At 67.7% G+C, this 21,812-nt stretch carries 23 protein-coding genes and 1 pseudogene; 10 read left to right on the top strand and 14 right to left on the bottom strand.

Annotation, left to right across the window (positions count from 1 at the left end; genetic code table 11):
• Positions 1-373 precede the first annotated feature (373 nt).
• The gene (locus OHA70_RS14835; protein ID WP_328332779.1) at positions 374-994 is read left to right on the top strand and encodes a response regulator transcription factor; all 621 of its coding nucleotides are present in this window, start codon (positions 374-376) and stop codon (positions 992-994) included.
• Between the two features lie 216 nt (positions 995-1,210).
• Here the strand turns inward: OHA70_RS14835 and OHA70_RS14830 are convergent, their stop codons facing one another.
• Complete coding sequence (locus tag OHA70_RS14830; protein WP_328332775.1) at positions 1,211-2,065, bottom strand: helix-turn-helix transcriptional regulator; 855 nt, start codon at positions 2,063-2,065, stop codon at positions 1,211-1,213.
• Between the two features lie 85 nt (positions 2,066-2,150).
• On the opposite strand from OHA70_RS14830, the gene OHA70_RS14825 reads away from it, so the two are divergent.
• Complete coding sequence (locus tag OHA70_RS14825) at positions 2,151-2,936, top strand: SDR family NAD(P)-dependent oxidoreductase (RefSeq protein ID WP_328332773.1); 786 nt, start codon at positions 2,151-2,153, stop codon at positions 2,934-2,936.
• A gap of 110 nt (positions 2,937-3,046) precedes the next feature.
• Here OHA70_RS14825 and OHA70_RS14820 read toward each other — a convergent pair whose 3' ends face one another.
• The 5 genes and pseudogenes from OHA70_RS14820 to OHA70_RS14800 all read right to left on the bottom strand — a co-directional run.
• A complete protein-coding gene (locus tag OHA70_RS14820; RefSeq protein ID WP_328332771.1) occupies positions 3,047-3,481 on the bottom strand; it encodes a hypothetical protein in 435 nt (144 codons plus the stop codon).
• The gene (locus OHA70_RS14815) at positions 3,447-3,845 is read right to left on the bottom strand and encodes an Rv3654c family TadE-like protein (RefSeq protein WP_328332769.1); all 399 of its coding nucleotides are present in this window, start codon (positions 3,843-3,845) and stop codon (positions 3,447-3,449) included. Before OHA70_RS14815 ends, OHA70_RS14820 begins: the two co-directional genes overlap by 35 nt.
• Positions 3,838-4,236 carry a TadE family type IV pilus minor pilin gene (locus OHA70_RS14810; protein ID WP_328332767.1) on the bottom strand — a complete coding sequence of 133 codons (399 nt, stop codon included), beginning with the start codon at positions 4,234-4,236 and terminating at the stop codon, positions 3,838-3,840. Before OHA70_RS14810 ends, OHA70_RS14815 begins: the two co-directional genes overlap by 8 nt.
• A 77-nt stretch (positions 4,237-4,313) precedes the next feature.
• The gene (locus tag OHA70_RS14805; RefSeq protein ID WP_328332765.1) at positions 4,314-4,523 is read right to left on the bottom strand and encodes a DUF4244 domain-containing protein; all 210 of its coding nucleotides are present in this window, start codon (positions 4,521-4,523) and stop codon (positions 4,314-4,316) included.
• A 102-nt stretch (positions 4,524-4,625) separates the two neighbouring features.
• Positions 4,626-4,910 (bottom strand): annotated as a pseudogene (locus tag OHA70_RS14800) (aldo/keto reductase); the annotation flags it as partial.
• 175 nt (positions 4,911-5,085) lie between these two features.
• Between OHA70_RS14800 and OHA70_RS14795 the strand changes: the two are divergent.
• The 3 genes from OHA70_RS14795 to OHA70_RS14785 all read left to right on the top strand — a co-directional run bounded on the left by OHA70_RS14795 (position 5,086) and on the right by OHA70_RS14785 (position 6,497).
• Complete coding sequence (locus OHA70_RS14795) at positions 5,086-5,355, top strand: hypothetical protein (protein WP_328332763.1); 270 nt, start codon at positions 5,086-5,088, stop codon at positions 5,353-5,355.
• 153 nt (positions 5,356-5,508) lie between these two features.
• Positions 5,509-6,162 carry an ArsR/SmtB family transcription factor gene (locus OHA70_RS14790; RefSeq protein WP_328332761.1) on the top strand — a complete coding sequence of 218 codons (654 nt, stop codon included), beginning with the start codon at positions 5,509-5,511 and terminating at the stop codon, positions 6,160-6,162.
• A 35-nt stretch (positions 6,163-6,197) separates the two neighbouring features.
• Positions 6,198-6,497 carry a YciI family protein gene (locus OHA70_RS14785; RefSeq protein WP_328332759.1) on the top strand — a complete coding sequence of 100 codons (300 nt, stop codon included), beginning with the start codon at positions 6,198-6,200 and terminating at the stop codon, positions 6,495-6,497.
• Here OHA70_RS14785 and OHA70_RS14780 read toward each other — a convergent pair.
• The 4 genes from OHA70_RS14780 to ssd all read right to left on the bottom strand — a co-directional run bounded on the left by OHA70_RS14780 (position 6,489) and on the right by ssd (position 10,643).
• Positions 6,489-7,322, bottom strand: coding sequence for a type II secretion system F family protein (locus tag OHA70_RS14780; RefSeq protein WP_328332757.1), 834 nt, complete (start codon positions 7,320-7,322; stop codon positions 6,489-6,491). The two genes, OHA70_RS14785 and OHA70_RS14780, sit on opposite strands and share 9 nt — an antisense overlap.
• Before the next feature lie 80 nt (positions 7,323-7,402).
• Positions 7,403-8,254, bottom strand: coding sequence for a type II secretion system F family protein (locus tag OHA70_RS14775; RefSeq protein ID WP_328332755.1), 852 nt, complete (start codon positions 8,252-8,254; stop codon positions 7,403-7,405).
• Positions 8,254-9,411 carry a TadA family conjugal transfer-associated ATPase gene (locus OHA70_RS14770; protein WP_328332753.1) on the bottom strand — a complete coding sequence of 386 codons (1,158 nt, stop codon included), beginning with the start codon at positions 9,409-9,411 and terminating at the stop codon, positions 8,254-8,256. Before OHA70_RS14770 ends, OHA70_RS14775 begins: the two co-directional genes overlap by 1 nt.
• Entirely contained in the window at positions 9,408-10,643 is a 1,236-nt protein-coding gene (gene ssd / locus OHA70_RS14765; RefSeq protein ID WP_328332751.1) for a septum site-determining protein Ssd, read from the bottom strand. Before ssd ends, OHA70_RS14770 begins: the two co-directional genes overlap by 4 nt.
• A 248-nt stretch (positions 10,644-10,891) precedes the next feature.
• On the opposite strand from ssd, the gene OHA70_RS14760 reads away from it, so the two are divergent.
• Together OHA70_RS14760 and OHA70_RS14755 are read left to right on the top strand one after the other, a co-directional pair.
• Positions 10,892-12,643: a glycosyl hydrolase family 18 protein gene (locus OHA70_RS14760; RefSeq protein ID WP_328332749.1), complete on the top strand. Its 1,752-nt coding sequence runs from the start codon at positions 10,892-10,894 to the stop codon at positions 12,641-12,643.
• 28 nt (positions 12,644-12,671) lie between these two features.
• Positions 12,672-14,225, top strand: a complete 1,554-nt coding sequence (locus tag OHA70_RS14755; protein ID WP_328332747.1) for a glycoside hydrolase family 18 protein — start codon at positions 12,672-12,674, stop codon at positions 14,223-14,225.
• 51 nt (positions 14,226-14,276) lie between these two features.
• Here OHA70_RS14755 and OHA70_RS14750 read toward each other — a convergent pair whose 3' ends face one another.
• The gene (locus OHA70_RS14750) at positions 14,277-15,011 is read right to left on the bottom strand and encodes a hypothetical protein (protein WP_328332744.1); all 735 of its coding nucleotides are present in this window, start codon (positions 15,009-15,011) and stop codon (positions 14,277-14,279) included.
• Positions 15,012-15,127: 116 nt separating this feature from the next.
• Between OHA70_RS14750 and OHA70_RS14745 the strand changes: the two genes are divergently transcribed.
• A complete protein-coding gene (locus OHA70_RS14745) occupies positions 15,128-16,327 on the top strand; it encodes an MFS transporter (protein ID WP_328332742.1) in 1,200 nt (399 codons plus the stop codon).
• Entirely contained in the window at positions 16,324-16,773 is a 450-nt protein-coding gene (locus tag OHA70_RS14740) for an aminoacyl-tRNA deacylase (protein ID WP_328332740.1), read from the top strand. The genes OHA70_RS14745 and OHA70_RS14740 overlap by 4 nt, the downstream gene beginning before the upstream one ends.
• Here the strand turns inward: OHA70_RS14740 and OHA70_RS14735 are convergent.
• The gene (locus OHA70_RS14735; protein WP_328332738.1) at positions 16,770-17,696 is read right to left on the bottom strand and encodes a helix-turn-helix domain-containing protein; all 927 of its coding nucleotides are present in this window, start codon (positions 17,694-17,696) and stop codon (positions 16,770-16,772) included. The genes OHA70_RS14740 and OHA70_RS14735 overlap by 4 nt on opposite strands.
• Positions 17,696-19,399 carry a chitinase gene (locus OHA70_RS14730; RefSeq protein ID WP_328332736.1) on the bottom strand — a complete coding sequence of 568 codons (1,704 nt, stop codon included), beginning with the start codon at positions 19,397-19,399 and terminating at the stop codon, positions 17,696-17,698. Before OHA70_RS14730 ends, OHA70_RS14735 begins: the two co-directional genes overlap by 1 nt.
• Positions 19,400-19,909: 510 nt before the next feature.
• Between OHA70_RS14730 and OHA70_RS14725 the strand changes: the two genes are divergently transcribed.
• Entirely contained in the window at positions 19,910-20,728 is an 819-nt protein-coding gene (locus tag OHA70_RS14725) for an HAD family hydrolase (RefSeq protein ID WP_328332733.1), read from the top strand.
• Between the two features lie 294 nt (positions 20,729-21,022).
• Here OHA70_RS14725 and OHA70_RS14720 read toward each other — a convergent pair whose 3' ends face one another.
• Positions 21,023-21,805, bottom strand: a complete 783-nt coding sequence (locus OHA70_RS14720) for a cell filamentation protein Fic (RefSeq protein WP_328332731.1) — start codon at positions 21,803-21,805, stop codon at positions 21,023-21,025.
• Positions 21,806-21,812: the final 7 nt, after the last annotated feature.

Below are 21,812 nucleotides of genomic sequence, written 5' to 3'. Positions count from 1 at the left end.
GGCCGGCCGGCTGGCGGCTCTCTCACACCAGCCGTCCCCAGCCGCTTCCCCACGACACCAACTGGCCGCCCCCGCACCACGCGCCGACCGCCTCGGCCCTCCCGGCCGCCCCCAGCTTCCCCGCCCCGCCGCACCCTCTGGCCCCCGGACCACGGCCCTCCCCCTCACCACTGGCAGCCGCCGGTCAGCGGGTCCGCGGATGGCCCGGCGTTGCGTGGGTTCTGTCTGGTCGCGATCTGGTCGCAATCTGGTAGAGATGTCGCGTTGATGTGGACGCGCTGAGTTTCAGGGCTCCATGATCTGGAACCGAAGTCCTGCTCATCTCCTCCCGGACGCACTTCCCCGGCGCCCGGACGGTCCCCCGGAGGCTCGTTTGCAAGACCGCATCCGGCTGCTGCTGGTCGACGACCAGATCCTCAGCCGAGGCGTGCTCAGAAGCGGTCTGGAACGCGAACAGGATCTGGAGGTCGTCGCCGAACTCCGCCGCTCCGACGACGTGGTCGGCGCCGCGAAACAGCACCGCGCCAACGTCGCCCTGCTCGACGCAGCCGGCCCCGGCGCCAACAGCCTCAGCGTGACCAGCAGGCTGCGCACCTCGATGCCGGAGTGCCGCGTCGTCATCCTCACCACATACGGCCGCCCCGGCCATCTCCGCCGCGGCCTGGAAGCCGGCGCCAAAGGCTTCGCCCTCAAAGGCAGCCCCGCTCCCCAGCTGGCCGACGCCGTACGCCGAGTCCACCTCGGCCTGCGCGTAGTCGACGCCAACCTCGCCGCCGAAACCCTCCGCTACGCCGACAGCCCCCTCAACGACGGCGAAACCGAGACCCTCCGAGCGGCGCGCGAAGGCGGCACCATCGCCCTGATGGCCCGCAACCTCCAGGTCTCCGAACGCGTAGTCCGCACCCGCCTCTGGTCCGCCATCGGCAAGACCGGCGCCCGCACCCGAGCCGACGCCATCCAAACAGCCGAACAAAACGGCTGGCTCCTCGACTGAAGCCCGCCGCGACGCCAGCCCATCGAGCCGCGCCATGCGGCCACCGCTCGCGCCGCCACGCGGCCAGCCCTCGCCCCGCCATGCGGCGGCGCTCGCCCTGCCATCGCCCCGACTGCGGTGGCACCCACCCCGCCGACCCACAGCCATCGGGCCCCCGGACACGGCCGCGCGAGGATCCGTACCGCGACCTCGGTAGTCGGGGATCGGAGTACTGGGCTATCGCCGGTAGTTGGTGGCTTCGGCGCCGAGGACGTTGAGGAGGGCTAGGGCTTCGGCGTCTCGGGAGCCGGGTGGGGCGCTGTAGAGGACCAGGTGCTGGTCGCGGTCGGTGAGGGCTAGCGAATCGCAGTCGACGGTGATGGCGCCGACGACCGGGTGGTGGAAGGTCTTCGTGAGCATCTGGGTGGCTTGTACGTCGTGCCGCTCCCAGAGGCGGGCGAACTCGGAGCTGCCGGCGCGCAACTCCTCGACAAGCCCGATCACCTCGGGGTCGGACGGGTATCGGGCGAAGGTGGACCGCAGCTCCATCACGACGTTCTGCCGGAACTCCATGACGTCGGAGACCCCATAGAGCATCACGCCATCGTCGCGGGTCGGCGTGAGGAAGGCTCGACGGGCGAGATTGCGGTCCTCAGGAGACTGCTCGGCGAAGTTCTCCATCAGTGCCGCCGCGAGGTCGTTCCAAGCGAGTACCTCGAACAGGGCGGACGTCACGAAGCCGGCCGTCTGCGGCAGCCGTTCGAGGAGGGCGAGGATGCTCGGGCGGACATCGCGTCGATGCAGTCCGGTACGACTCGGCGCAGTACCGGCGAGCACATGGAGGTGATCGGACTCCGCCTCCGTAAGTCGCAACGCCCCCGCGATCCCAGCCAGCACCTCGCCGGACGGACGCGGTGCCCGACCTTGCTCGAGTCGTACGTAGTACTCGGTGGAGATGTGTGCGAGAACCGCCACCTCCTCGCGACGAAGGCCCGGCGTCCGGCGCCGCGCTCCCGACGGCAGCCCCACATCCTCCGGCCGGAGGCGCTCACGGCGACTCCGGAGGAACGCTCCGAGCTCCTGCTTGTCCATGTCCCCAGTCTGCCCGCTGTGCGCCGGCGGATCCTGGTACAACCTGTGCCTGTATCCGGATCGGCTACCGCCTGAAGCTGGTGGCATGACCACGAATATCAACAGCACATCCATCGGCCTCCTCAGCGGCAAGGTCGTTTTCATCACTGGCGCGAGCCGCGGCATCGGGGCAGCTGCAGCGCGCTTGTTCGCCGCGGAGGGGGCCGCCGTCGTGCTTGCTTCCCGCAGTACGGACGTACTAGAGAAGCTCGTCGCCGAGATCCGCGGTGATGGCGGTGTTGCGGATGCCGTCACCGTGGACCTCGCCGACCGGGCGAGCATTCGCGCTGCCATCGACCGGGTCGACGAGCTGCACGGGCGGCTCGACGGCGCGTTCAACAACGGCGCGGCGATCCAACACCAGCCCGGTCCGCTCGACACGACCACCGATGAGGACATCGAGGAGCAGTTCGCGGTGAACTTCCGGGCGCACTGGACCGCGATGAACGCGGAGTACGCCCTGATGCGACGAGGCGGAGGCGGCGCGATCGTCAACACCTCGAGCATCGGCAGCCGCCGCGCGAACCCAGCCCTCCCCGCGTACGGCGCGATGAAGCGCGCCCTCAACAGCATCACCGAGACAGCCGCCGTGACCTGGGCCCCGCAAGGCGTCCGCGTGAACGGCATCACCCCCGGCGGCACCGCGACGGAGATGATTGACACCTGGGAGGCGGCAACCCCAGGAATCGTCGACCGAATCAACGCCAGCACCCCACTCGGCCGGATGGCCGACCCCCGCGAGATCGCCGAACTAGCCGCCTGGCTCCTCAGCGACCGCGCCTCCGTAGTAACCGGCGCCATCATCCCCATAGACGGCGGCGCCGGCGCCTGACCACAAGCCCCTCGCGCCGCTCCCGCGCCCGAGACTCCCGGCCCGAAAGCTCACCGATGAACCCCCCCAGCAGCCCAACTCCTCCAGCGCAGCTGGTGGTTCAGGATGGGTTAGGACGGCAGCTGGGACCAGAGCCAGCTTGGGCCGGTGGTTCGGGCGCCTAGGAGGTCCAGGCGGGCGCGGAGGCCACGGTCGGCGGTTACCACCGTGATCGGCCGGTTGTTGTCCTGGGCAACGGCTTCGGCCACCAGATCGACGATGGCGTCGTCGCCTGAGCCCGAGGCCAGAACTATCCGGAGGTCTGGGAAGGCTGGGTCGAGGGCAGATTCGACTGCTGCCTTGGCTGCTCCTTCCAGTACTACGGCGATCTCGGTCGGGGTTTCGAGTTGGGGTGGGAGGGTTTGGAGTTTGGTGAGGAGGCGGCGGGCCGCGCCGGGGCGGTCGCGCCACCAGCCGTCGGGGCGGGAGCCGACCACGTTCGCGGCGTCCACCACCAGCAGCTCAGTCGAGTCATCCGTCAGCCGGCCAGTCTTCTCCTCGGTCACTCGGCCAGTCTGCTCCTTCGATCGGTCCGGCGCGGGCTTCGCCGGTCAGCATCGGCGTGCCGAATGCGCCTAGGTGGAGCCTCACCGCTACAGCGACGGTGATTGTGTCTCCTTCGGCTTGGCAGTACTTCAGCGAGGCTCCTTGGGCATCGACGATTCGGCCGGCGGTCGCGCAGGCGGTGTAGGGGTTGGACTGTTGGGCTTGGGCTGCGCTGAGGGCTGCGAGATCGGCGGCTGCATCGGCTCGATGGTGGCCTACCGATACCGCGGCCCACAGCACTCCCATTGCACAGGCGGCTAGTAGGACAGCTGCGATTCCGAGGGACAGCAGGGTGGCGCTGCCGCGCTCTGTTCTGTCAGCCATCGCCTCGAGCCGATGCTGTGAGGTCTGGTTCGGTGAGGTCTGGTTCGGTTTGGATGACGGCAGTGGCTTGGGGGGTCGGATGCGGGAAGGCGGCGAGGAGGCCGCGTGGCTTGGATGGGGTGGCAGTGACCTCGACGTGGACGGTGAGGTCTTGCCGGGTGATGGTGATGGCGGCGCCTGGTGGGGCTGCGCGTTCGCCTAGCTGGCGAGCTGACTCCATGGACTCGCCGCGTGCGACGGCTCGGGCTGTATCCCGGGCCGCGTCGATGCAGCGGACGTTGGTGATCACCGTGCCGACCAGCCAGAGGCCGAGGGCCAGCACAGCAAGTAGTACAGGGAATACGAAGGCGGCCTCGGCCGTGACGGATCCGCGTTCGTCTCGGGTTCGCATGGCAGGTCCTTCCAGGCTGGGTGGGCCGGCCGCGGCGACGAGGGGAGGCGCCGCGGCCGGAGGGCTACTGCCGTGCGTCAGAGTTGCACGCCGTCGACACCGGCGGCCTTGAGCGCGTAGTTGATGATTGCCTTGAGCAACGTCAGCATCGCCGGCGACTTGAACAGCGCGATGAGGACGCCACCGATCCCGCAGGCCGCGACCACCGTCACGGCATACTCCGCGGTGGCGGCACCGCGCTCGGTGCGCTTGCGGGATCGGCGAGCGGGTACCAGCGCCTTGGACATGTCGAACCTCCTGATCTGCCGCCCGGCTGCTCCGGGACGACTTACTGACAAGGTGCCGTCGACAGAGCCCTTGCAGGAAAGGAGTTTTCAACCTGGGGACAACTACGAATTACCGGCGCCGGCCAGGCGAGTCAGCTGCTCCGGGGTCAGCTGGCTCCGGGCCGCCGCCACGTTCTCCTGGAGATGATCGATCGACTTCGTTTCCGGAATCGGAACCATCACGGGCGAGCGATGCAGCAACCAGGCAAGGGAAATCTGCGCAGACATAGCACCCAGCTCGTCGGCGATAGCAGTCACCACCCGTGAAGTCGCATGGCCACCCTGCGCGATCGGCAGCCAGGGGACGAAGGCGATTGATTGCTCTGAGCAATGATCAAGAACTGCTTCGTGTTCCCGGTCGGATTGATCTCGTTGATTCCAGAGTCATGCCGACAGACTCGCCGCGATCAGGCAGCCTTCTGCAATGATTTAGCTACTACTAAATCGACAAGGCGACAGAGTTGCTGACGATCACCTTCACCGTGGAGGACCTTGCCCGGACGCGGCTGGCGGTCTCGCCGCTGTGGGAGGTCGTCGCGAGCATCTGGTTGCTCAAGACTCCGCGTTCGCAGACGTTCCGCCGGCGTTGGCTGAGACGACGACCGAGCGGATCTGCCGTTCGGGGGCCGAGCTCGGGCCGCTCTTCGACCTGATCGATCCGCGGGTCTGGTATCTCGCCGACTTCCTCACCCCGCCGCAGCAGACTCCGGTACCCGACCTGGCCACGGACCTGAGCGCGCTACGCCGAGTCCCCGCCGACCAGGTCCGCGCCGACCTCGACGTACTGGCGTAGGCCTGGAAGAACCCGATCGGCTCCCTCGATGAGGCCTCCCTCCCCCGCCAACGACGACATGCGAGCACCCGCTCGGGCGGCCGTGCCAGCGGCAGCGGCAGCGGCAGCGGCAGCGGCAGCGGCAGGGCGAGTATCCGCGGCAGGGCGAGCGGCATGCCGACGGCTGCGGTCGGTGAGCTGTACGTCGATCCGGTGGGTGGCGTCGAGCGGTTGGCTGAGCAAGTGGAGGCGTACTGGGAACTGGCGATCGCACCGCATTGGGGACGGATCCGCACATTGCTTGAGGGGGATCTGCTTTATCGCGGGCGGAAGCTGAGTCAGGCGGGGCATGCCTGGCTCTTCGATGACCTGGCCGGCACTGTGAAGTGGCTTGACGAGTCTTTGCAGATCAGGCACCGGCGGTTCAAAGGCGTGCGTCAGCTGGCCGGCGAAGGGTTGCTGATGACGCCGTCTGCCTTTGTCTGGCCGACGGTGTGCTCGAGCACGATTCCGCCGTGGCAGCCGACGCTGACCTATCCGGCTCGTGGGGTGGCTACGCTCTGGAGTGAGCCGGTACGGACCACGTCGGCCGGTGTCGCCGCAGTACTGGGTCGGTCTCGGGCGGGGGTGTTGATGCTGCTCGACTCGCCTCGGTCTACGACAGAGCTGGCTGTGCGCATCGGGCTGATCGCCGGTGGCGTCTCGCAGCATCTGGGGGCGTTGCGTGCTGGAGGGTTGGTCACTCCGCATCGGGTGGGACGGGTTGCTCTGTATGCGCGGACCTCTGCGGCGGAGGCTTTGCTGGAGGCAGCCGAACAGGGCGACTGACCTGAGGGCGGTGCGTCCGGGTTAGCGTGATCGGCATGTTTGTTCTGGAGCTGACCTATACCGCGCCGCTGGCACGTGCTGACGAGTTGATGGCGGATCATCTGAGCTGGGTGAGGGGGCAGTTCGACGCAGGGGTGTTCGTCGCGTCGGGGCGCAAGGAACCGCGAGATGGCGGGGTGATCATTGCGGTCGGCGATGATCGCGCGGCGATGGAGGAACTGGTGGCCGGGGATCCGTTTGCTGTTGCGGGGATCTGTGAATATCGGGTCACGCGTTTTCTCGCAACGAATGTCGCGTCGGCGCTGGAACCGTACCGGGAGAAGCCTTCAGCCTAGGAAGCTGAGCAGGCCGGACAGCGAGCTGGCGATCGTGGGGATGATGCCCAGCAGCATGAACGCTGGGAGGAAGCACAGGCCTAGCGGGACGACTGAGCGGGATTCGACTGCACGGGCGTGCGCTTCGGCGGACCAGCGACGGGTCTGACGGACGTCGTCTGCTTGGTGTTCGAGGATCTTTGCGAGTGGGGCGCCGGAGCGGAGGGCCCGTTGGGTGGCGCGGGCGAAGGCTGCGCAGGATGGTTCTTTGAGGAGGGTGGACCAGGCGTCGATGGGGTCGGCGCCGAGGTTCATGCGGCGTTCGACCTCGGTGAGGAGGTCGGCGAGTGGGCCGCCGAGGGATTTGGCGACGACGTTGATCGCGGCTTGAGGTGGGCGGCCGGCTCGTAGGCAAGCTGCTAGCAGGTCCACTGCTAGTGGGAGATCGGCGGTGAGGCGGGCTGTGCGTTGTCGGGTGGCTGCTGGCTCTAGGCGACCTAGGGCTATTGGGGTGCCGAGGAATGCGATGGCTGCGGGGATGAGGCCGCCTGGGATACCTAGCAGGAGGAGTAGGCCTGCTGCGGCGATGGCGGCGACCATGAGGTGGAGGCGTCGGGTGGCTGGTGGCAGCTCCTTTGTTGTCGCGAGGTTGAACGGCCAACGGGTGTTGAGAAGAGGGCGATGTCTGGCCAGTCGCCGCCGGCCGGGTGGGGTTGGAAGAAGCAGCACCACGGCGAGAGCCGCCGCCAAGGCAGGCATGACCGGCCCCGGGGCGCCGAACGCTGTCAGCGTGGGAAGGACAGCGCTGGGAGTCGCAGCCAACGCGTTGTGAACGGGGATCAGCATCGGAGTCCAAGGCTGGTAGTTGAGGTCGGGCGGGCGAGATCCCGGAGGTGGGTCGCTGGGTCGTGGGTCGGCGGTGGTGGTCAGGTTGGGTGGTGGCGGGGGGTGCCTGGGGGTTTGGTTTGGGTGTTGGTCCAGTGGAGGCCGAGGGTGGAGAGCGTTAGACCTAGGGCTAGGCAGAGCCAGCCGGGTGGGGTTTGGGTCAGGAAGGCGAGGGGGTTGGCGCCTAGGGCGTAGCCGAGGGCTGTGCCGAAGATGGGGAGGACGGCTAGTAGGCGGGCGGTGGCTTGGGTGCCGGCCATGCTGGTGGTGATTTGGTGGCGGATGGATTCGTCGGCGCGGAGGGAGTGGGCTAGGCGTTCGGCGATAACGGCGAAGGCTGCGCCGGATTCGTCGGCTACTCGCCAGGCTGCGGCTAGGGCTCGGAGGCCTTCTGCGCCTGGGGTTTCAGCGAGCAGTTCCAGGAGGGATGGGACGTCGCCGCCTAGCTTGGCTGCTGCTGACGCGACCTGGAGGTCTGGGCAGACGGTGGCGGCGCCTTCCAGGGCGGCTGCTGGTGGGCGGCCGGCGGTTAGTTCGGCTGCCAGGACGTCGCAGGCTTCGATCACTGCGGCTCGTCGCGCGGCTGCCACCCGTGCCCGAGCGGTACGCGTGCGTTGCTTGATCACTACCAGTGCGACGACACCGATGGTCAGCGCGATCACTACCACCGATGGATCTGTCGATACCGCGACTAAGGCGCCTAGGGCAACGATCGCGGTCAGGACGCCTAGTCGGCGCTTGGTCGATCGGGCGAAGGCGCCGCTGCCCGCAGAGAGCTGGGACTGGCTACGGGGTCTCGAGGGCTGCGAGCTGAGGCGGTGAAGGGCTCGGGTTGGGGTCGGGAGCAGCGTGAGGACCGTGGCCGAAACCAGCAGCGCTGTGAGGGCTCGCATCAGGCTGCTCCTGAGAGGTGGTGGGTGAAGAGGCTGGCGGCTTGGTGAAGTTTGGGTGGGCCGGTGGGGGTGAATTCGATGGCGGGGATGGCGATGGCTTGGCCGGCGGGGGTTCGGGTGATGGCTCGGATTTCTGTGATGCGACGGGTGCCGTTGGAGGAGCGGGTCAGGTGGATTACGGCGTGGAGGGCTGAGGAGATCTGGCTGTGGATGGCTTCTCGGGTCAGACCGGCCATGGCGCCTAGGGCTTCCAGGCGGGCTGGGATGTCGGCGGCGGAGTTGGCATGGACGGTGCCGCAACCCCCTTCGTGGCCGGTGTTCAGGGCGCTCAGTAGATCGACGACTTCGGGGCCACGGACTTCGCCTACAACCAGGCGGTCCGGGCGCATTCGGAGCGCTTGACGGACTAGGTCGCGCAGGGAGATCTCGCCGGCGCCTTCGACGTTGGGTGGGCGGGCCTCGAGGCGGACCACGTGGGGATGATCGGGGTAGAGCTCGCTCGCGTCCTCGACCAGGACCAGGCGCTCCGAAGGATCGACCAAGGAGAGCAGGGAATTGAGGAGGGTCGTCTTTCCCGTGCCGGTGCCGCCGCTGATCAGGAAGGCGACGCGGGCGTCTAGGAGGTCTCGCAGGATGGAGGCGCCGCTGGAGGGGAGAGAGCCGGCCGCGACGAGGTCGTCGAGGGTGAAGACCTTTCGGGAGGGGACTCGGAGGGAGAGGCAGGTTCCAGGAGCGGCGATCGGTGAGAGCACGGCGTGGAAGCGGGTGCCGTCGGGGAGGCGGACGTCCACGTATGGGGTCGCGTCGTCCAGGCGGCGGCCGGCGGCCGCGGCTAGACGGGTGGCGAGGCGTCGTACGGCGGTTTCGTCGCCCGTTCTCAACGCGATGCGTTCGAGGCCCGAACCCCGATCGACGTAGACCTCGTTGGGGCCGTTCACCAGGATGTCTGTGATGCCGGCCTCCGAGAGCAGTCCGTCGAGCGGGCCCGCACCCATTGCCTCGCGATGGAGAGCAGCCACGACGGCGAGCACGATCGAGTCGCCGACGAGAGTGCCGTCGGCGCGCAGGGCTGCGGCCACCAGCGCGGGGGTTGGCTCAGATCCCTTCTCTGCAAGGGTTCTGCGGACGCGTTCGAGGAGTTCGGGCGAGATACTCATGCCGCGAGCAACCCGTGGAGACCGAACAGGTCCAGTACCTCGTTCGCCGCGCGCCCCAACGCGCTCCGTGGCCGTGGATCGAAGCGGCCGTCGTCGAGGACTGACGGTAGATCGCGCTCATAGCCGAGCTTGGCGGCCAGGGGCAGCGACAGGTGATCGGCGACATCCAGGGCAGACAGGCCATTGAGGCCGGGCTCTCGGGCGACAACTCGAAGATCGTGGGCGACCTGGCGTAGAGGGGCAACCAACCGCGCTGCTGCTGCACAAGAGCGCACGTCGCGAGGCACCACCACTAGCGTTGAGGTTGCGCGGACGAAGGCCTCCTCTGATGCTGGGTCCGGGCGGCGCGGGAGATCGACGACGACTAGGTCGCTGCTGCGTTGGGCGGCGCCGAGCACCGAGCGCATTGCTTCTGGTGGCAGGGCGGTCACGTCTGACCGGTCCCACGAGAGCACGGCGAGGCCATCGACCGAGGGGAGGGCGGCTCGGAGTGCGCTGGCGCTGACTCGGCCGGCGGCGTTCAGGAGGGCCGGCCAGCGCGAGCCTTCGTAGTGCTCGGTGCCGAGGACCAGTTCGATGCCGCCGCCCAGTGGGTCGCCGTCGATCAGCATGCTGCGCAGGCCTCGGCGGCCGGCGGTTACCGCCACGGCCGCCGCCAGGGTGGTTGCGCCCGCACCACCGCAGCCACCGACGATGGCGAGGGTGATGGCTGTTCGGGTGCCGCCGTCCAGTGCGTCGGAGAGCTTTGTGCTGAGCTCGGCCTCGTCGGCGGGTAGGACGAAAGCGCCTTCGGCGCCGATCGCGAGGGCATGCCGATAGGTGTCGGGCGCGCCGATGGGTGTGGGCATGAGTGGCGGGAGGCGGGCGGAGGTGGTGGGGGCGCGGGCGGCCAGGAGGACGCCGGGGCGACGTGGGGGTTGGGTGCGGGCCAGGGGTTCGGCGAGGTCTTGGCCGACGACGATGAGGACGGCGGTCTGCCAGTTGCGGCGTAGGCCGAGGAGGTCGTGTTCGACGCGTGGGGTCACCTCCGCGGCGGCGGCTAGCCGGAGCAGGTCGTCCAGCAGCAGGTCGTCGGCGCTGGCGAGCAAGACGGTCGGGGGCGCTGTCGCCGAGGAGGCCGACACAGGTGTCCAACCAGGTGTCGACGCAGGTGTCCAGCCAGGTGTCGAAGCAGGCGTCCGGGCGGACGGCTGGGCGGGGATCAGGGTGCGGGTCGGAAGAAGGTTGTCCATGCCCTAGAAGGTGCCGTCGTTTCGCGCCGCGGCGGGAAGAAAAACCAAGGCTGTGGAGAACTGTCGGATATCCGTCAGCAGCGGCAACCCGCCATCGCGACCCGGCGACCTGCGGGCGGTGAAGAGCTACGGTTCCTTTCGAAGCGTCCTTAACTAAGTTTCTCTCAGAACGCTCGGCAAGCGTCCATTCGTGGACACCTGCTGGACACCCGTGCACTCCTCACAGCTCCTTGATGGAGGTCCGCCCCATGAGTCGAATGCGCAGCGTCGCTGCCGCGGCCACCGTGGCCGCAACCGCCCTGATCGCCGTCGCCGGCATCTCGGTCGCCACCGCCCAGACACAAGCCCCCGATGCCCAGCCGAACGCCCTGGCCGCCAGCAGCGGCGGGGTCAAGACGGCCTACTTCACCCAGTGGGGCATCTACCAGAACGCCTTCTATCCCAAGAACCTGATCACCACCGGGGTCGCGAGCAAGCTCGACTTCCTCAACTACGCGTTCGCGAACATCCACCCGACCAGCCACACCTGCTTCATGGCCAACCAGGCCGCCTCCCAGGACGAGAGCAACCCGAACGCCGGTGACGGCGCGGGCGACGCGTTCGCGGACTACGGCAAGTCGTACGGCGCGGACATCAGCGTCGACGGGGTCGGCGACGTCTGGAACCAGCCGATCCAGGGCAACTTCAACCAGCTGAAGAAGCTGAAGGCCAAGCAGCCGAACCTGAAGATCCTGATCTCGATCGGCGGCTGGACCTACTCGAAGTACTTCTCCGACGCGGCCTCCACCGACGCCAAGCGCAAGGCGCTGGTCACCTCCTGCGTGAACATGTTCATCAAGGGCGACCTGCCCGTCGTGGACGGCTTCGGCGGTCCCGGCAGCGCCGCGGGCATCTTCGACGGCATCGACATCGACTGGGAGTACCCGGGCTCGCCGGGCGGCCACACCGGCAACCACTACAGCGCCGCGGACAAGCAGAACTTCACTCTGCTGCTGGCCGAGTTCCGTCGTCAGCTCGACGCGTTCGGCAGCGCCAACGGTGGCAAGAAGATGTGGCTGACCGCCGCGACGCCGGCCGGGCAGGACAAGATCAAGACGATCGAGACCGACAAGATCGGTCAGTACCTCGACTACAACAACGTGATGACGTACGACATGCACGGCGGGTTCGAGCCGACCGGTCCGACCAACTTCCAGGACCCGCTGTACCAGGCGCCAGGCGACCCGAGCAACCCGATCCCGCCGGGCACCAAGAAGTACTCGGTCGACGGTGCAATCACCGCCTGGACCACCGGCGACTCGGCGTACGGGATCCCCGGTGGCTTCCCGGCGAACAAGCTGACCATCGGATACCCCTTCTACTACAGGGGTTGGAAGGGCGTGCCGGCCACGGCCAACGGCAAGTACCAGACGGCCACCCAGCCGGCCGACGGCCACGTGCTGAGCGGCAACGTGCCCGGCGTCTCCTTCTACAAGGAGCTGACCGGCTTCGTCGACAACCCGTCGTCCACGTTCTTCGACGACGCCAGCAAGTCGTCCTGGTTCTACAGCAACGGCACCTTCTGGTCCGGTGACAACGCCCGGTCGATCAAGGAGAAGGCCGACTACGGCCACTGCAAGGGCCTGGCCGGGGCGATGATGTACAGCCTCGAGGCACTCGACCCGGGCGTCACGCTGTTCAACAACGTCGTCAACTCGGTCAACGCGGACACCCCTGGCTGCAGCGGCCCGCCGACCACACCTCCGACCACCCCGCCCACCACACCTCCGACGACCCCGCCGGCGACGCCTCCCACGACGCCGCCGACCACTCCCCCCACGACACCGCCCACCACGCCGCCGACCACCCCTCCGACGGCGACCCCCTGGGCTCCGAACACGGCCTACGCGACCGGCTCGCTGGTGTCCTACAACGGCGTCACCTACAAGTGCATCCAGGGCCACACCTCGCTGACCGGATGGGAACCGCCGAACGTCCCCGCACTCTGGGGCCGGGTCTGATCACGTACCGCCCACTGATCGGAGCACAATGAAACGCAAGCGCATTTCGGTCGCCATCGCGGCGATCGCAGCAGTGGTGATGTCCGTCCTGTTCATCCCCGCGGCCTCGGCCGCACCGGTGAGCGCGGCCTTCACGAAGGTGTCCGACTGGGGCAGCGGATTCGAGGGCAAGGTGACCGTCACGAACGGCACCTCCGCCTCGATCAGCACCTGGTCGGTCGCCCTGGACTTCCCGTCCGGCTACACCATCAGCAGCTCGTGGGACGCCACCCGTGTCAGCAGCGGGCAGACCCACACGTTCACACCGCCCAGCTGGGCCGGGCCGCTAGCGCCCGGTGCCAGTGTCACCTTCGGCTTCAACGGCAGCCCGGGCAACTTCCCCGGTATCTCCGCCTGCCGACTGAACGGCGGTTCCTGCACAGGCGGTGGCGGCGGCACAGTACCGGGCACACCGTCAGGACTGGCCGGTACCTCCACAGCGAACTCGGTGAGCCTCACCTGGTCGGCAGCTAGCGGTGCCACCAGCTACAACGTCTACCGCAACGGCACCAAGGTCGGTACTCCGAGTGGCACGTCCTACACGGATTCCGGGCTGACGGCCAACACGGCGTACAGCTACCAGGTCAGCGGCTCGAACAGCGCCGGCGAAGGACCCAAGTCGGGCTCCGTCTCGGTGACCACCAAGACGGGTGGCGGCGACCCACCGCCGGCCAGCCGTAAGGCCGCGCCGTACCTGTGGATGGGCTGGGGCGACCCGCCGAGCCCGGCAACCGTCATGAGCGCCACCGGCATCAAGTGGTTCACGATGGCCTTCATCCTGTCGTCCGGCGGCTGCAACGCGGCATGGGACGGCAACCGGCCGCTCCAGGGCAGCATCGACGCCACCACGATCTCGCAGATCCGCGCGGCCGGCGGCGACATCGTCCCGTCGATCGGCGGCTGGCAGGGCAACAAGCTCGGCCCGAACTGCAGCACGCCGGAAGCACTCGCCGGCGCCTACCAGTCGGTGATCAGCGCCTACGGCCTGAAGGCGATCGACATCGACATCGAGAACACCGACGAGTTCGAGAACGAGGCCGTCCAGGACCGGATCCTGAACGCGCTGAAGATCGTCAAGCAGAACAACCCCGGCATCCAGACGATCCTGACCTTCGGCACCTCGACCACCGGCCCGAACTACTACGGCAACCGGCTGATCGAGCGGTCCCAGGCGCTGGGCGCGAACATCGACATCTTCACCCTGATGCCGTTCGACTTCGGCAGCAGCAACATCTACAACGACACGGTCGGCGCGTCCACCGGCCTGAACAACAAGCTGAAGGCCGTCTTCGGCTGGACCACCGCGCAGGCCTACGCCCACCAGGGCATCTCCGGGATGAACGGTCTGTCCGACCAGCAGGAGATGACCACGACGGCGACCTGGCAGAACATCACCACCTGGGCCAAGAACAACGGCCTGGCCCGGCTGGCGTTCTGGGGCGTGAACCGTGACCGCGGGTGCGCGGGCGGCGGCGTCGTCTCCAACTGCAGCGGTATCGCCCAGAACAACTGGGACTTCACCCGCATCACTGCAGGGTTCTGACCGGTACTGCGGCGGGCCGGTACTCCGGTCCGCCGCAGTACTCAGTACTGCTCAACCAGCGTTGACTGCCTGGACGATGAGCTCATTGCGGGCGTCCTGGCCGAGCGGGACCGAGGTGTGGATCCCCTTACGCAGATAGGTGTTGAGCCTGGACGGCTTGGCCGCAAGCCACTCCGCCCAGCGGACGATGCGCAGGTTCGAGTGCCGTCGCTGCGCCTCGGCCAACTGCAGGTTGACCCAGGCACTGTTGCGCTGGTCCGCCAGCAGCACCGTGTTCCCCAGACCCGTGCGGGCCACCTGGGTGTTCACCCACAACACAGTGGTCCGCTGGCCGACGAGACTCATCGCCCGGTCGATCTGCGCCGCCATCACCGGGGGCGTGAAGATGTCGTTGGTGCCGCAGGCCATCACAATCCGGCGCGGCAGCCCGTAGTTCGCCTTCCAGTTGGCCAACGCGTCGACGGTGTCCTTGGTCGGCCGGCCCGACCAGTTGTTCACCGCGAGCTCCAGGCCCAGCTTGCTCTTCATCCGCAGGGCGAGCGCCTTGCCATCCTGTACGCCGATGCTGTCGCCGAACATGAACACCCCGTTGAGCGACAACACCCGCTCGATCGTCGCCTCGGTCGCGACAGCCTTGGACAGGCCCTGCCACGCTCCGAGGTCCCCCGATCCGTAGCCGCCGGCGGCCGCGGTACCGGTGGTCGCCACTGTCGACGCCGCCGCCACCGCCCCGGCCATGAACACTTGTCGCCGATTCGGTCTGACCCCACTCAATAGCTTCCTCACGCACGGAACTTTATAGATGCCGCGAGTCTTTGAGGTTTCAGACGATCGTCCCGGCGTGATGCGACTCTCAGCTGCTGACCGGTCCGCCGACGAGTCGAGCGACATATGTTCGAAAGGTGACGACTGCACCGACTCGCGGCTACCGGCCTGGTGAGGCGGGTTATCGCAGGCTCTCGGTGGCGTTGTTCGCGGCAGGACTGGCCACCTTCGCCATGCTCTACAGCACGCAGGCCCTACTCCCCGAGCTAGCACGAGTGTTCCAGGTGTCTCCCAGCCAGAGCGCCTTCAGTGTCTCGTTGGCCACACTGGGCCTCGGACTCGCGCTCCTGGTCGCAGGCCCGGCCTCAGAGATCATCGGCCGTACCACCCTCATGCGCTGGTCGGTTGCGGCTGCAGCCGCCATAGCCGTCCTCTGTGCCATCGCACCGAGCTGGCCGATCCTGCTGGCGCTCAGAGGTCTACAGGGCGTAGCGCTGGCCGGACTCCCGGCCGTTGCCATGGCCTACCTGCGCGAGGAGGTCCACGACGACAGCCTTGCCCGAGCGAGCGGCCTCTACATCGCAGGCACAGCGGTAGGCGGTATGACCGGCCGGCTGGTCGCCGGTGGCCTGGCAGAACTGGGCGGTTGGCGAGCAGCACTCGGCGGCATTGCCCTACTGGGAGTCGTCTGCGCAGTACTACTAGCCGTACTACTGCCGGACTCGCAAAACTTCACCAAGGCCACGGGCAGCCGCCAGACGCTCAGAGTGCTCAAGGACCCCGCCCTGCTAGCTCTCTACGGCACGGCCGCCACGGCAATGGGCGCCTTCGTCGCCGTCTACAACGCGACTGGCTTCAGGCTCGCCGCTGAGCCGTACGGTCTCGGGCTCGGGTTGGCAGGCCTGGTGTTCACGGTCTACCTGGTCGGTTCGGCGTCGTCAGCGGTGGCGGGCAGACTGGCTGACTCGTACGGCCGCCGCGCGGTGGTCCCAGTCGGTTGCCTGGTGACGCTGGCCGGCGTGGCCCTGACTCTCGCGACGCCACTGCCCCTGGTCATTGCCGGGCTCGCAGTGATGACTGCGGGGTTCTTCGCCGTCCATGGGGTCGCCAGCGGGTGGGTCGCAGTACGGGCTCATGCAGGTGGCGGTGGTACCGGTCAGGCGGCCAGCTTCTATCTCTTCGCGTACTACCTGGGCTCCTCCGTCTTCGGCGGCCTGGCCGGTACTGCGTGGACGCACGCCGCTTGGCCCGGTGTAGTCGTCGAGGCGGGTGCTCTGCTCCTCATCACCTTGGTCCTGGCCCTCCTGTTGAGGCGCAGTGCCAAACTGACCACATGACGCGAGCAACCGAGGCGGCGGACTCGAAGGGCCTGGCGTACGAGGTCACCAAGCACGGCAGGGTCAACTCCTTGGAGGAGGCCGCGGCCGCGCGTGGCATCGAGCCGGCAAAGCTGATCAAGACGATCGTTGTGCGGCTCTCCGACGACGACTACCGGTTCATCCTGGTCCCTGGCGACCGGGAGATCGCCTGGCCCAAGCTGCGCACGTTGCTGGGCATCAACCGCATCTCGATGCCCAGTGCCGACACAGCCCTCGAGGTGACCGGCTACGTCCGCGGCACGATCACTCCGCTCGGCAGTACCAACGCCTGGCCGGTCATCGCCGACGACCGGATCACCGGCACGATCTCGATCGGCGGCGGCGACCACGGAGTCGGCATGACGGTGAACGCCGAGGACTTGCTCAAGACCCTCGACGCCACAGTCGCCGACGTCACCGACTAGGTCAGCAAACCTCGCTGACCAGCTCGTAGACCCGCTTGGAAGCGGGTAGTCGCATCGAGTGCCTTCAGGATTCGCTGCATCCGTCGCTCGACCGTGCGCTGGGCGACGCCGAGGCGACGAGCGATCGCCTGGTCGGTGAGTCCAGCGGCGGCCAGGGCCAGCAGTTGCTGGTCCTCGAAGGTCAACGGCCCGTCCGAGGCCGATGGCGACAGCGGAGTCGCCTGCTGCCAGAGCAGCTCGAACAGCCGCAGCAACGCATCCAGCAGGGTGGACGGCCCGATCTCGATGAGCTCCTGCCCGGTCTGCAGCAGCCCGGTCCGCTGATCGGCGACCACCAGCTTCAGCGGTACGTCGCGAAGCATCCGGCAGCTGGGCCCGGCACTACGCGCAGCAGCGATCTCCGCAGGCTCCACCAGCGCAGCCATGTCGTAGACGGTCCGATAGGTGACTCCATGAGCCCGCCGCGGCTCGATCGGCAGTACGACGAACGGCGGCTTGTCGAGCACCAGTACTTCGGTCTGCGCACTCTGCTGCGCTTGGTAGAACCGTTGCGCCATCGCCTGCTGCCCACGGATCACCGTGAACGGCCCGGCGTCGCCGCGAGCCCGGAACTCGGATGTCAGCGCAGCCGCACCGAGACGCGCCTGCACGATCGCCGCCTGCTTGCGAAGCGCCAGGAGCTCGACAGCGGCCTCGGGCACCGCGGGGGTGTAGCGGGCCGGGCGCCCCGGAGTACGGGACGCCAGACCCAGCGACAGGAGTGACCGGAGGTGCCGGGCCACCCGTGCGGTGGCCCAGCCCGTGTCAGTGACCAGGTCGGTCGTAGTTGCTTCCGGCCGGGCCAGAAGCGCCCGGTAGAGCTGCTCGTCCTCCGAGCAGACACCAAGCGCTTCCAGCACAGGAGCGGGTCTGTAGTTGTGCATTAGGGGAGGGCGTGGACGTGAGCGCCGACCTGGCTGGCGAACGCTCCCCCGTTGAGCGCATCCCAGTTGGTCGACCAGGTCATCGCGCCGCGCAGCGTGGGCCACGTGGTGCTCGGCTTGAAGCTTCCGCAGTTCGTGCCCTTGGCGAGGCAGTCCAGCGCGTTGTTGACGATCGTCGGCGACACGTAGCCGCTACCGGCCGCCCGGCTGGAGGCCGGCAGCCCCAGGCCGACCTGGTCGGGCCGGAGCCCGCCCTGCAGCATGATGCAGGCCTGCGCGGTGATGAAGTCGACCGTGCCCTGCGAGTACACCTGCCCGTTGCAGCCGTTCATCGAGCCCGAGTTGTAGTACTGCACGTTGACGATGGTCAGGATGTCCTTGATCGCCAGCGCCAGCTTGAAGTACTCGAACGACGGCGCCTGCATGTCGATCGTCTGCGGCGCCATGGTGATGACCAGCCCACTGCCGAAGCTGCTCCGCAGGCTCTGCAGCGCCTGGCCCATGTACTGCGCGTTGACGCCGTTCTCCAGGTCGATGTCGATCCCGTCGAAGCCGTACTCCCGCAGCAGCGACAGCGCGCTCGACGCGAAGTTGGCCGCCGCGGTCGCGTTGGTCACCGAGACGGTGCCGTTCTGACCGCCGACGGACAGGATGACCTTCTTGCCGGCCGTGTGCTTGGCCGCGATGTCCGCCTTGAACTGCGCGACCGTGTAGCCGCCCAGCCCCGCGCTGTCGAGGTTGAACGTGATGGCGCCCTGCTGCGCACCGGTGTCGGCGAAGGCAACCGCGATCAGGTCGTACGCCGCGGGAACGTCGGAGATCTTCTGCACCGTCGCGCCGTTGTTGAAGTTCTGCCAGTAGCCGGTCAGCACGTGCTTCGGCAGGTTGCCCGACGGCGGCTGCGTCGGCCCGCTGGACGTCGTACCGGAGACAGCGGCGCCGTACGCCGAGCAGTTGCCGGCCGCGTCACAGGCACGCACCTTGAAGCTGTACGTCGTACTCGGGTTGAGGCCCGATGCGGTCCAGTTGGTGACGTTGCCCACGCTCTGCGGGGCGTCGGTGCCACGGACCACGTCGTACCGGCTGACGCCGTTGGCGTCCGAGGAGGCCGACCAGTTCAGCTGCAGCGAGCTCGAGGTCGGGCTGCCGACCGTGAGACCGCCCGGGGTGCTCGGGGGCGTCGTGTCGGGCGGCGTACCGGTACCACCCGGGCCGTCCAGTACTACGTCGTCCGCCTGGTACGCCGGTAAGCCATACCAACCGTGGGTGTAGACCACCACCGTGCTGGTCGAAGCACCCGTCGTGAAGTTCGTACTCAGCTGGGCCCAGCCGTCGCTGGTCGTCCAGGTGCTGGTACCGCCGTCGGCGCCGAGGTAGACGTTCGAGCCCTTCACCCAGGCCGACAGCGTGTACGTCGAGCTGGGCTTGACCGAGACCGACTGGCTGCAGCGGCCGATGTCGTTCGAACTCGGGCTGGCCTGCAGCGCGTACGTGCCGGTGTGAGCCGAGCCACTGACCGCGGCGCCGGATCCGGCCGTACAGGACCAGCCGGCGAGCGTGCCGGTCTCGAAGGTCCCGTTGGTGACGAGGTTGGTCGCGGCGGAGCTGGTCGCAGTGTCCAGGACCAGACCGGTGATCGCGAGAAGTAGAGCTGACAGGACGGAGATGACCGCGGCGTGGGGGCGGTTCGTACGCGGGTTCATGTGACACAAAGTGTGACCAGGCAACTACATTGTCAAGACCCTGCATAAAGTGGGAACGCTCTCACGCTCAACAAAACTGAAAACTATACGACTTCTTGAGGTTCGACAACCGACATCTGCCCGCGAGCGGGCAGGAACGGTCATTTCGGTAAGCGCTTGCAGCCAGCGAAAGAGGGAGCCCCGAAGGGCTCTACCTGCAAAAGGAAAGGCGACGGCCCCCGGCGGGGGGGTGACCGGGGGCCGTCTTCGGCCACGGGCTCGGGGGGAGGAGCCGGGGGCCGATCAGGAGGCGACAGTCTGCCACTGTCGAGAGGTATGTACCCCCCGAACCCGGAAGTCACACATCTCAGTTTTATTGCAACCGAGATCTTGATCCGCCGGCGCCTGGACCTCGATCAGAGGCTTACAGGCCAGTGCCACTGTCACACTGCTCATCAGTCTAACGGGAGACCCGTCCACACGAAAGACCGGGCCCCTCGGCGTTTCGTCAACTCTCCTATCCTCGACCTCATGGAGCACCCGGTGACACCGCGATCGGCCGCCTTCTTCGACCTCGACAAAACGATCATCGCGCGCTCCAGCACGCTGGCCTTCTCCCGCCCGTTCTACGCCGGCGGGCTGATCAACCGGCGGACCGTACTGCGCAGCGCGTACGCCCAGTTCGTCTACCTGCTCGGCGGCGCGGACCACGACATGATGGAGAAGATGCGCGCGTACCTGTCCGCTATGTGCACAGGCTGGGACGTCCAGACCGTCCGCGAGATCGTCGCCGACACCCTGCACCACATCGTCGAGCCGATGATCTACCACGAGGCGGTGGAGCTGATCGAGCAGCACCACGCGGCCGGGCGGGACGTGGTGATCGTCTCCTCGTCCGGGGCCGAGGTGGTCGAGCCGATCGGCGCGATGCTCGGCGCCGACAAGGTGATCGCCACCCGGATGGTAGTTGCTGACGGCAAGTACACGGGTGAGATCTCGGTCTACGCGTACGGCCCGCACAAGGCGACCGCGATCGTCGAACTGGCGGCTGAGGAAGGCTATGACCTGAAGGCTTCCTACGGCTATTCGGACTCGATCACCGACGAGCCAATGCTGGCCGCGGTCGGCCATCCGTTCGCGGTGAATCCCGACAAAGCACTGCGCAAACTGGCGATCTCGCGTGAATGGCCGGTACTCGATTTCAGCAAACCGGTGGCGCTCGAGGAGCGCAAGAGGCTGGCCGAGGTCCGTCGGCCGGCCGTCGCCGCGAGCCTGCTCGGCGTCGCCCTGGCCGCCGCCGGAGTGCTGCTGTACGCCGCCCGCCGGCGCGCGAAACTCAACGAAAGTTGAGGCAGGCTCCGTTCTTCTCAGCTTCATGAAGGTCGCACAAGCCCTTCCCACGAAGGGATCCGGGGAGTACAAAGGAAGCACAAAGGATCTTCGGATCCGGTAGAGAATCGCACGGCAGCCAGGCACCCACGCGGCGACCAGCCCATCCCAACCGGGCAGCACGACCCCAGACTTCGGCCAACGCCGAAACCATGGGGCGGCAGACAAGGTGCACGCTTGGTAACCAGGATGGCGTGCCAGCGACGGCGCTCTCTTCGGAGAGCGCCGTTCGCATTTCTTTAGCAGGCAGAGTCTTTACTGGGTAGAAAGATTGAGCGGCGAACGTTCCGCCGACAATGCGATCACTTCACAACTCCTCAGTAACCAAGCCTGTACGCCGGTGAGCCCACCGCCCGCGTAATCGCGCAAACCCTGCGCGTAAGACCCGCCCAGCTCGAAATGACCCACCTCCGGCACCGTGACCGACAACGGGTCGATGCCCCTGGCAACCAACGCCACATGCTCGGCGGCCCGCGCGACCAGTCCGTTGGCGGCCGGAAATGGCCGGAGTACCGCGAGTTCCGCGTGCACGATCGCCGCCACCACCAGCCCTGGCGCCTTGGTCGGAACGGTCAGCGCCTGCGCCAGACCGTGCAGGCGCTCCCACATCTCGTCGGCGGGTGGCGCGGGCGGCAGGCCGGGGATGTCGTCCGGGATCGGTTCGCGACTGGTCCGCAGGTGACCCAACTGGTCTTCGCTCCCGAGATCGACCGCGGCCAACTGGTGCAGTCTGGTCCAGACCTGTACCGGCGCGGTGTCCACGCGTGGCGCGAGGCTCATCAGCTCGCCCGTCATCCGGACGGCTCCGGCGGTCCACGCGTCGCCCGCTCCCCGGCGTACCTCCTCGAGCGTCGCCTCGCTGCCGGCCAGCGCCGCGGACGCGTGCGCACCTCGGAGCAGCGCCTCGGCGGTCATGTCCGCGCTGACCTTCCGCAACCCGCGGTCGCGCAACAGCACGTCGACGGCATCCCGGGCCGCCCGGGCCGCCGAACCGACCCCTTCGAGACCGGCCAGTGGTTCGAACACGTCAGCGCTCATGGTCTGC

This window comes from Kribbella sp. NBC_00382 (genome assembly GCF_036067295.1).
Classification (GTDB): Bacteria; Actinomycetota; Actinomycetes; order Propionibacteriales; family Kribbellaceae; genus Kribbella.
This window is presented reverse-complemented; position numbering and strand designations above follow the sequence as displayed.

Coding starts and splice junctions, on each gene's coding strand:
- OHA70_RS14830 (WP_328332775.1), bottom strand. CDS start 2,065: ATGGACAAGCAGGAGCTCGGAGCGTTCCTCCGGAGTCGCCGTGAGCGC.
- OHA70_RS14825 (WP_328332773.1), top strand. CDS start 2,151: ATGACCACGAATATCAACAGCACATCCATCGGCCTCCTCAGCGGCAAG.
- OHA70_RS14815 (WP_328332769.1), bottom strand. CDS start 3,845: ATGGCTGACAGAACAGAGCGCGGCAGCGCCACCCTGCTGTCCCTCGGA.
- OHA70_RS14810 (WP_328332767.1), bottom strand. CDS start 4,236: ATGCGAACCCGAGACGAACGCGGATCCGTCACGGCCGAGGCCGCCTTC.
- OHA70_RS14805 (WP_328332765.1), bottom strand. CDS start 4,523: ATGTCCAAGGCGCTGGTACCCGCTCGCCGATCCCGCAAGCGCACCGAG.
- OHA70_RS14790 (WP_328332761.1), top strand. CDS start 5,509: ATGCCGACGGCTGCGGTCGGTGAGCTGTACGTCGATCCGGTGGGTGGC.
- OHA70_RS14785 (WP_328332759.1), top strand. CDS start 6,198: ATGTTTGTTCTGGAGCTGACCTATACCGCGCCGCTGGCACGTGCTGAC.
- OHA70_RS14780 (WP_328332757.1), bottom strand. CDS start 7,322: ATGCTGATCCCCGTTCACAACGCGTTGGCTGCGACTCCCAGCGCTGTC.
- OHA70_RS14775 (WP_328332755.1), bottom strand. CDS start 8,254: ATGCGAGCCCTCACAGCGCTGCTGGTTTCGGCCACGGTCCTCACGCTG.
- OHA70_RS14770 (WP_328332753.1), bottom strand. CDS start 9,411: ATGAGTATCTCGCCCGAACTCCTCGAACGCGTCCGCAGAACCCTTGCA.
- ssd (WP_328332751.1), bottom strand. CDS start 10,643: ATGGACAACCTTCTTCCGACCCGCACCCTGATCCCCGCCCAGCCGTCC.
- OHA70_RS14760 (WP_328332749.1), top strand. CDS start 10,892: ATGAGTCGAATGCGCAGCGTCGCTGCCGCGGCCACCGTGGCCGCAACC.
- OHA70_RS14755 (WP_328332747.1), top strand. CDS start 12,672: ATGAAACGCAAGCGCATTTCGGTCGCCATCGCGGCGATCGCAGCAGTG.
- OHA70_RS14740 (WP_328332740.1), top strand. CDS start 16,324: ATGACGCGAGCAACCGAGGCGGCGGACTCGAAGGGCCTGGCGTACGAG.
- OHA70_RS14735 (WP_328332738.1), bottom strand. CDS start 17,696: ATGCACAACTACAGACCCGCTCCTGTGCTGGAAGCGCTTGGTGTCTGC.
- OHA70_RS14730 (WP_328332736.1), bottom strand. CDS start 19,399: ATGAACCCGCGTACGAACCGCCCCCACGCCGCGGTCATCTCCGTCCTG.
- OHA70_RS14725 (WP_328332733.1), top strand. CDS start 19,910: ATGGAGCACCCGGTGACACCGCGATCGGCCGCCTTCTTCGACCTCGAC.
- OHA70_RS14720 (WP_328332731.1), bottom strand. CDS start 21,805: ATGAGCGCTGACGTGTTCGAACCACTGGCCGGTCTCGAAGGGGTCGGT.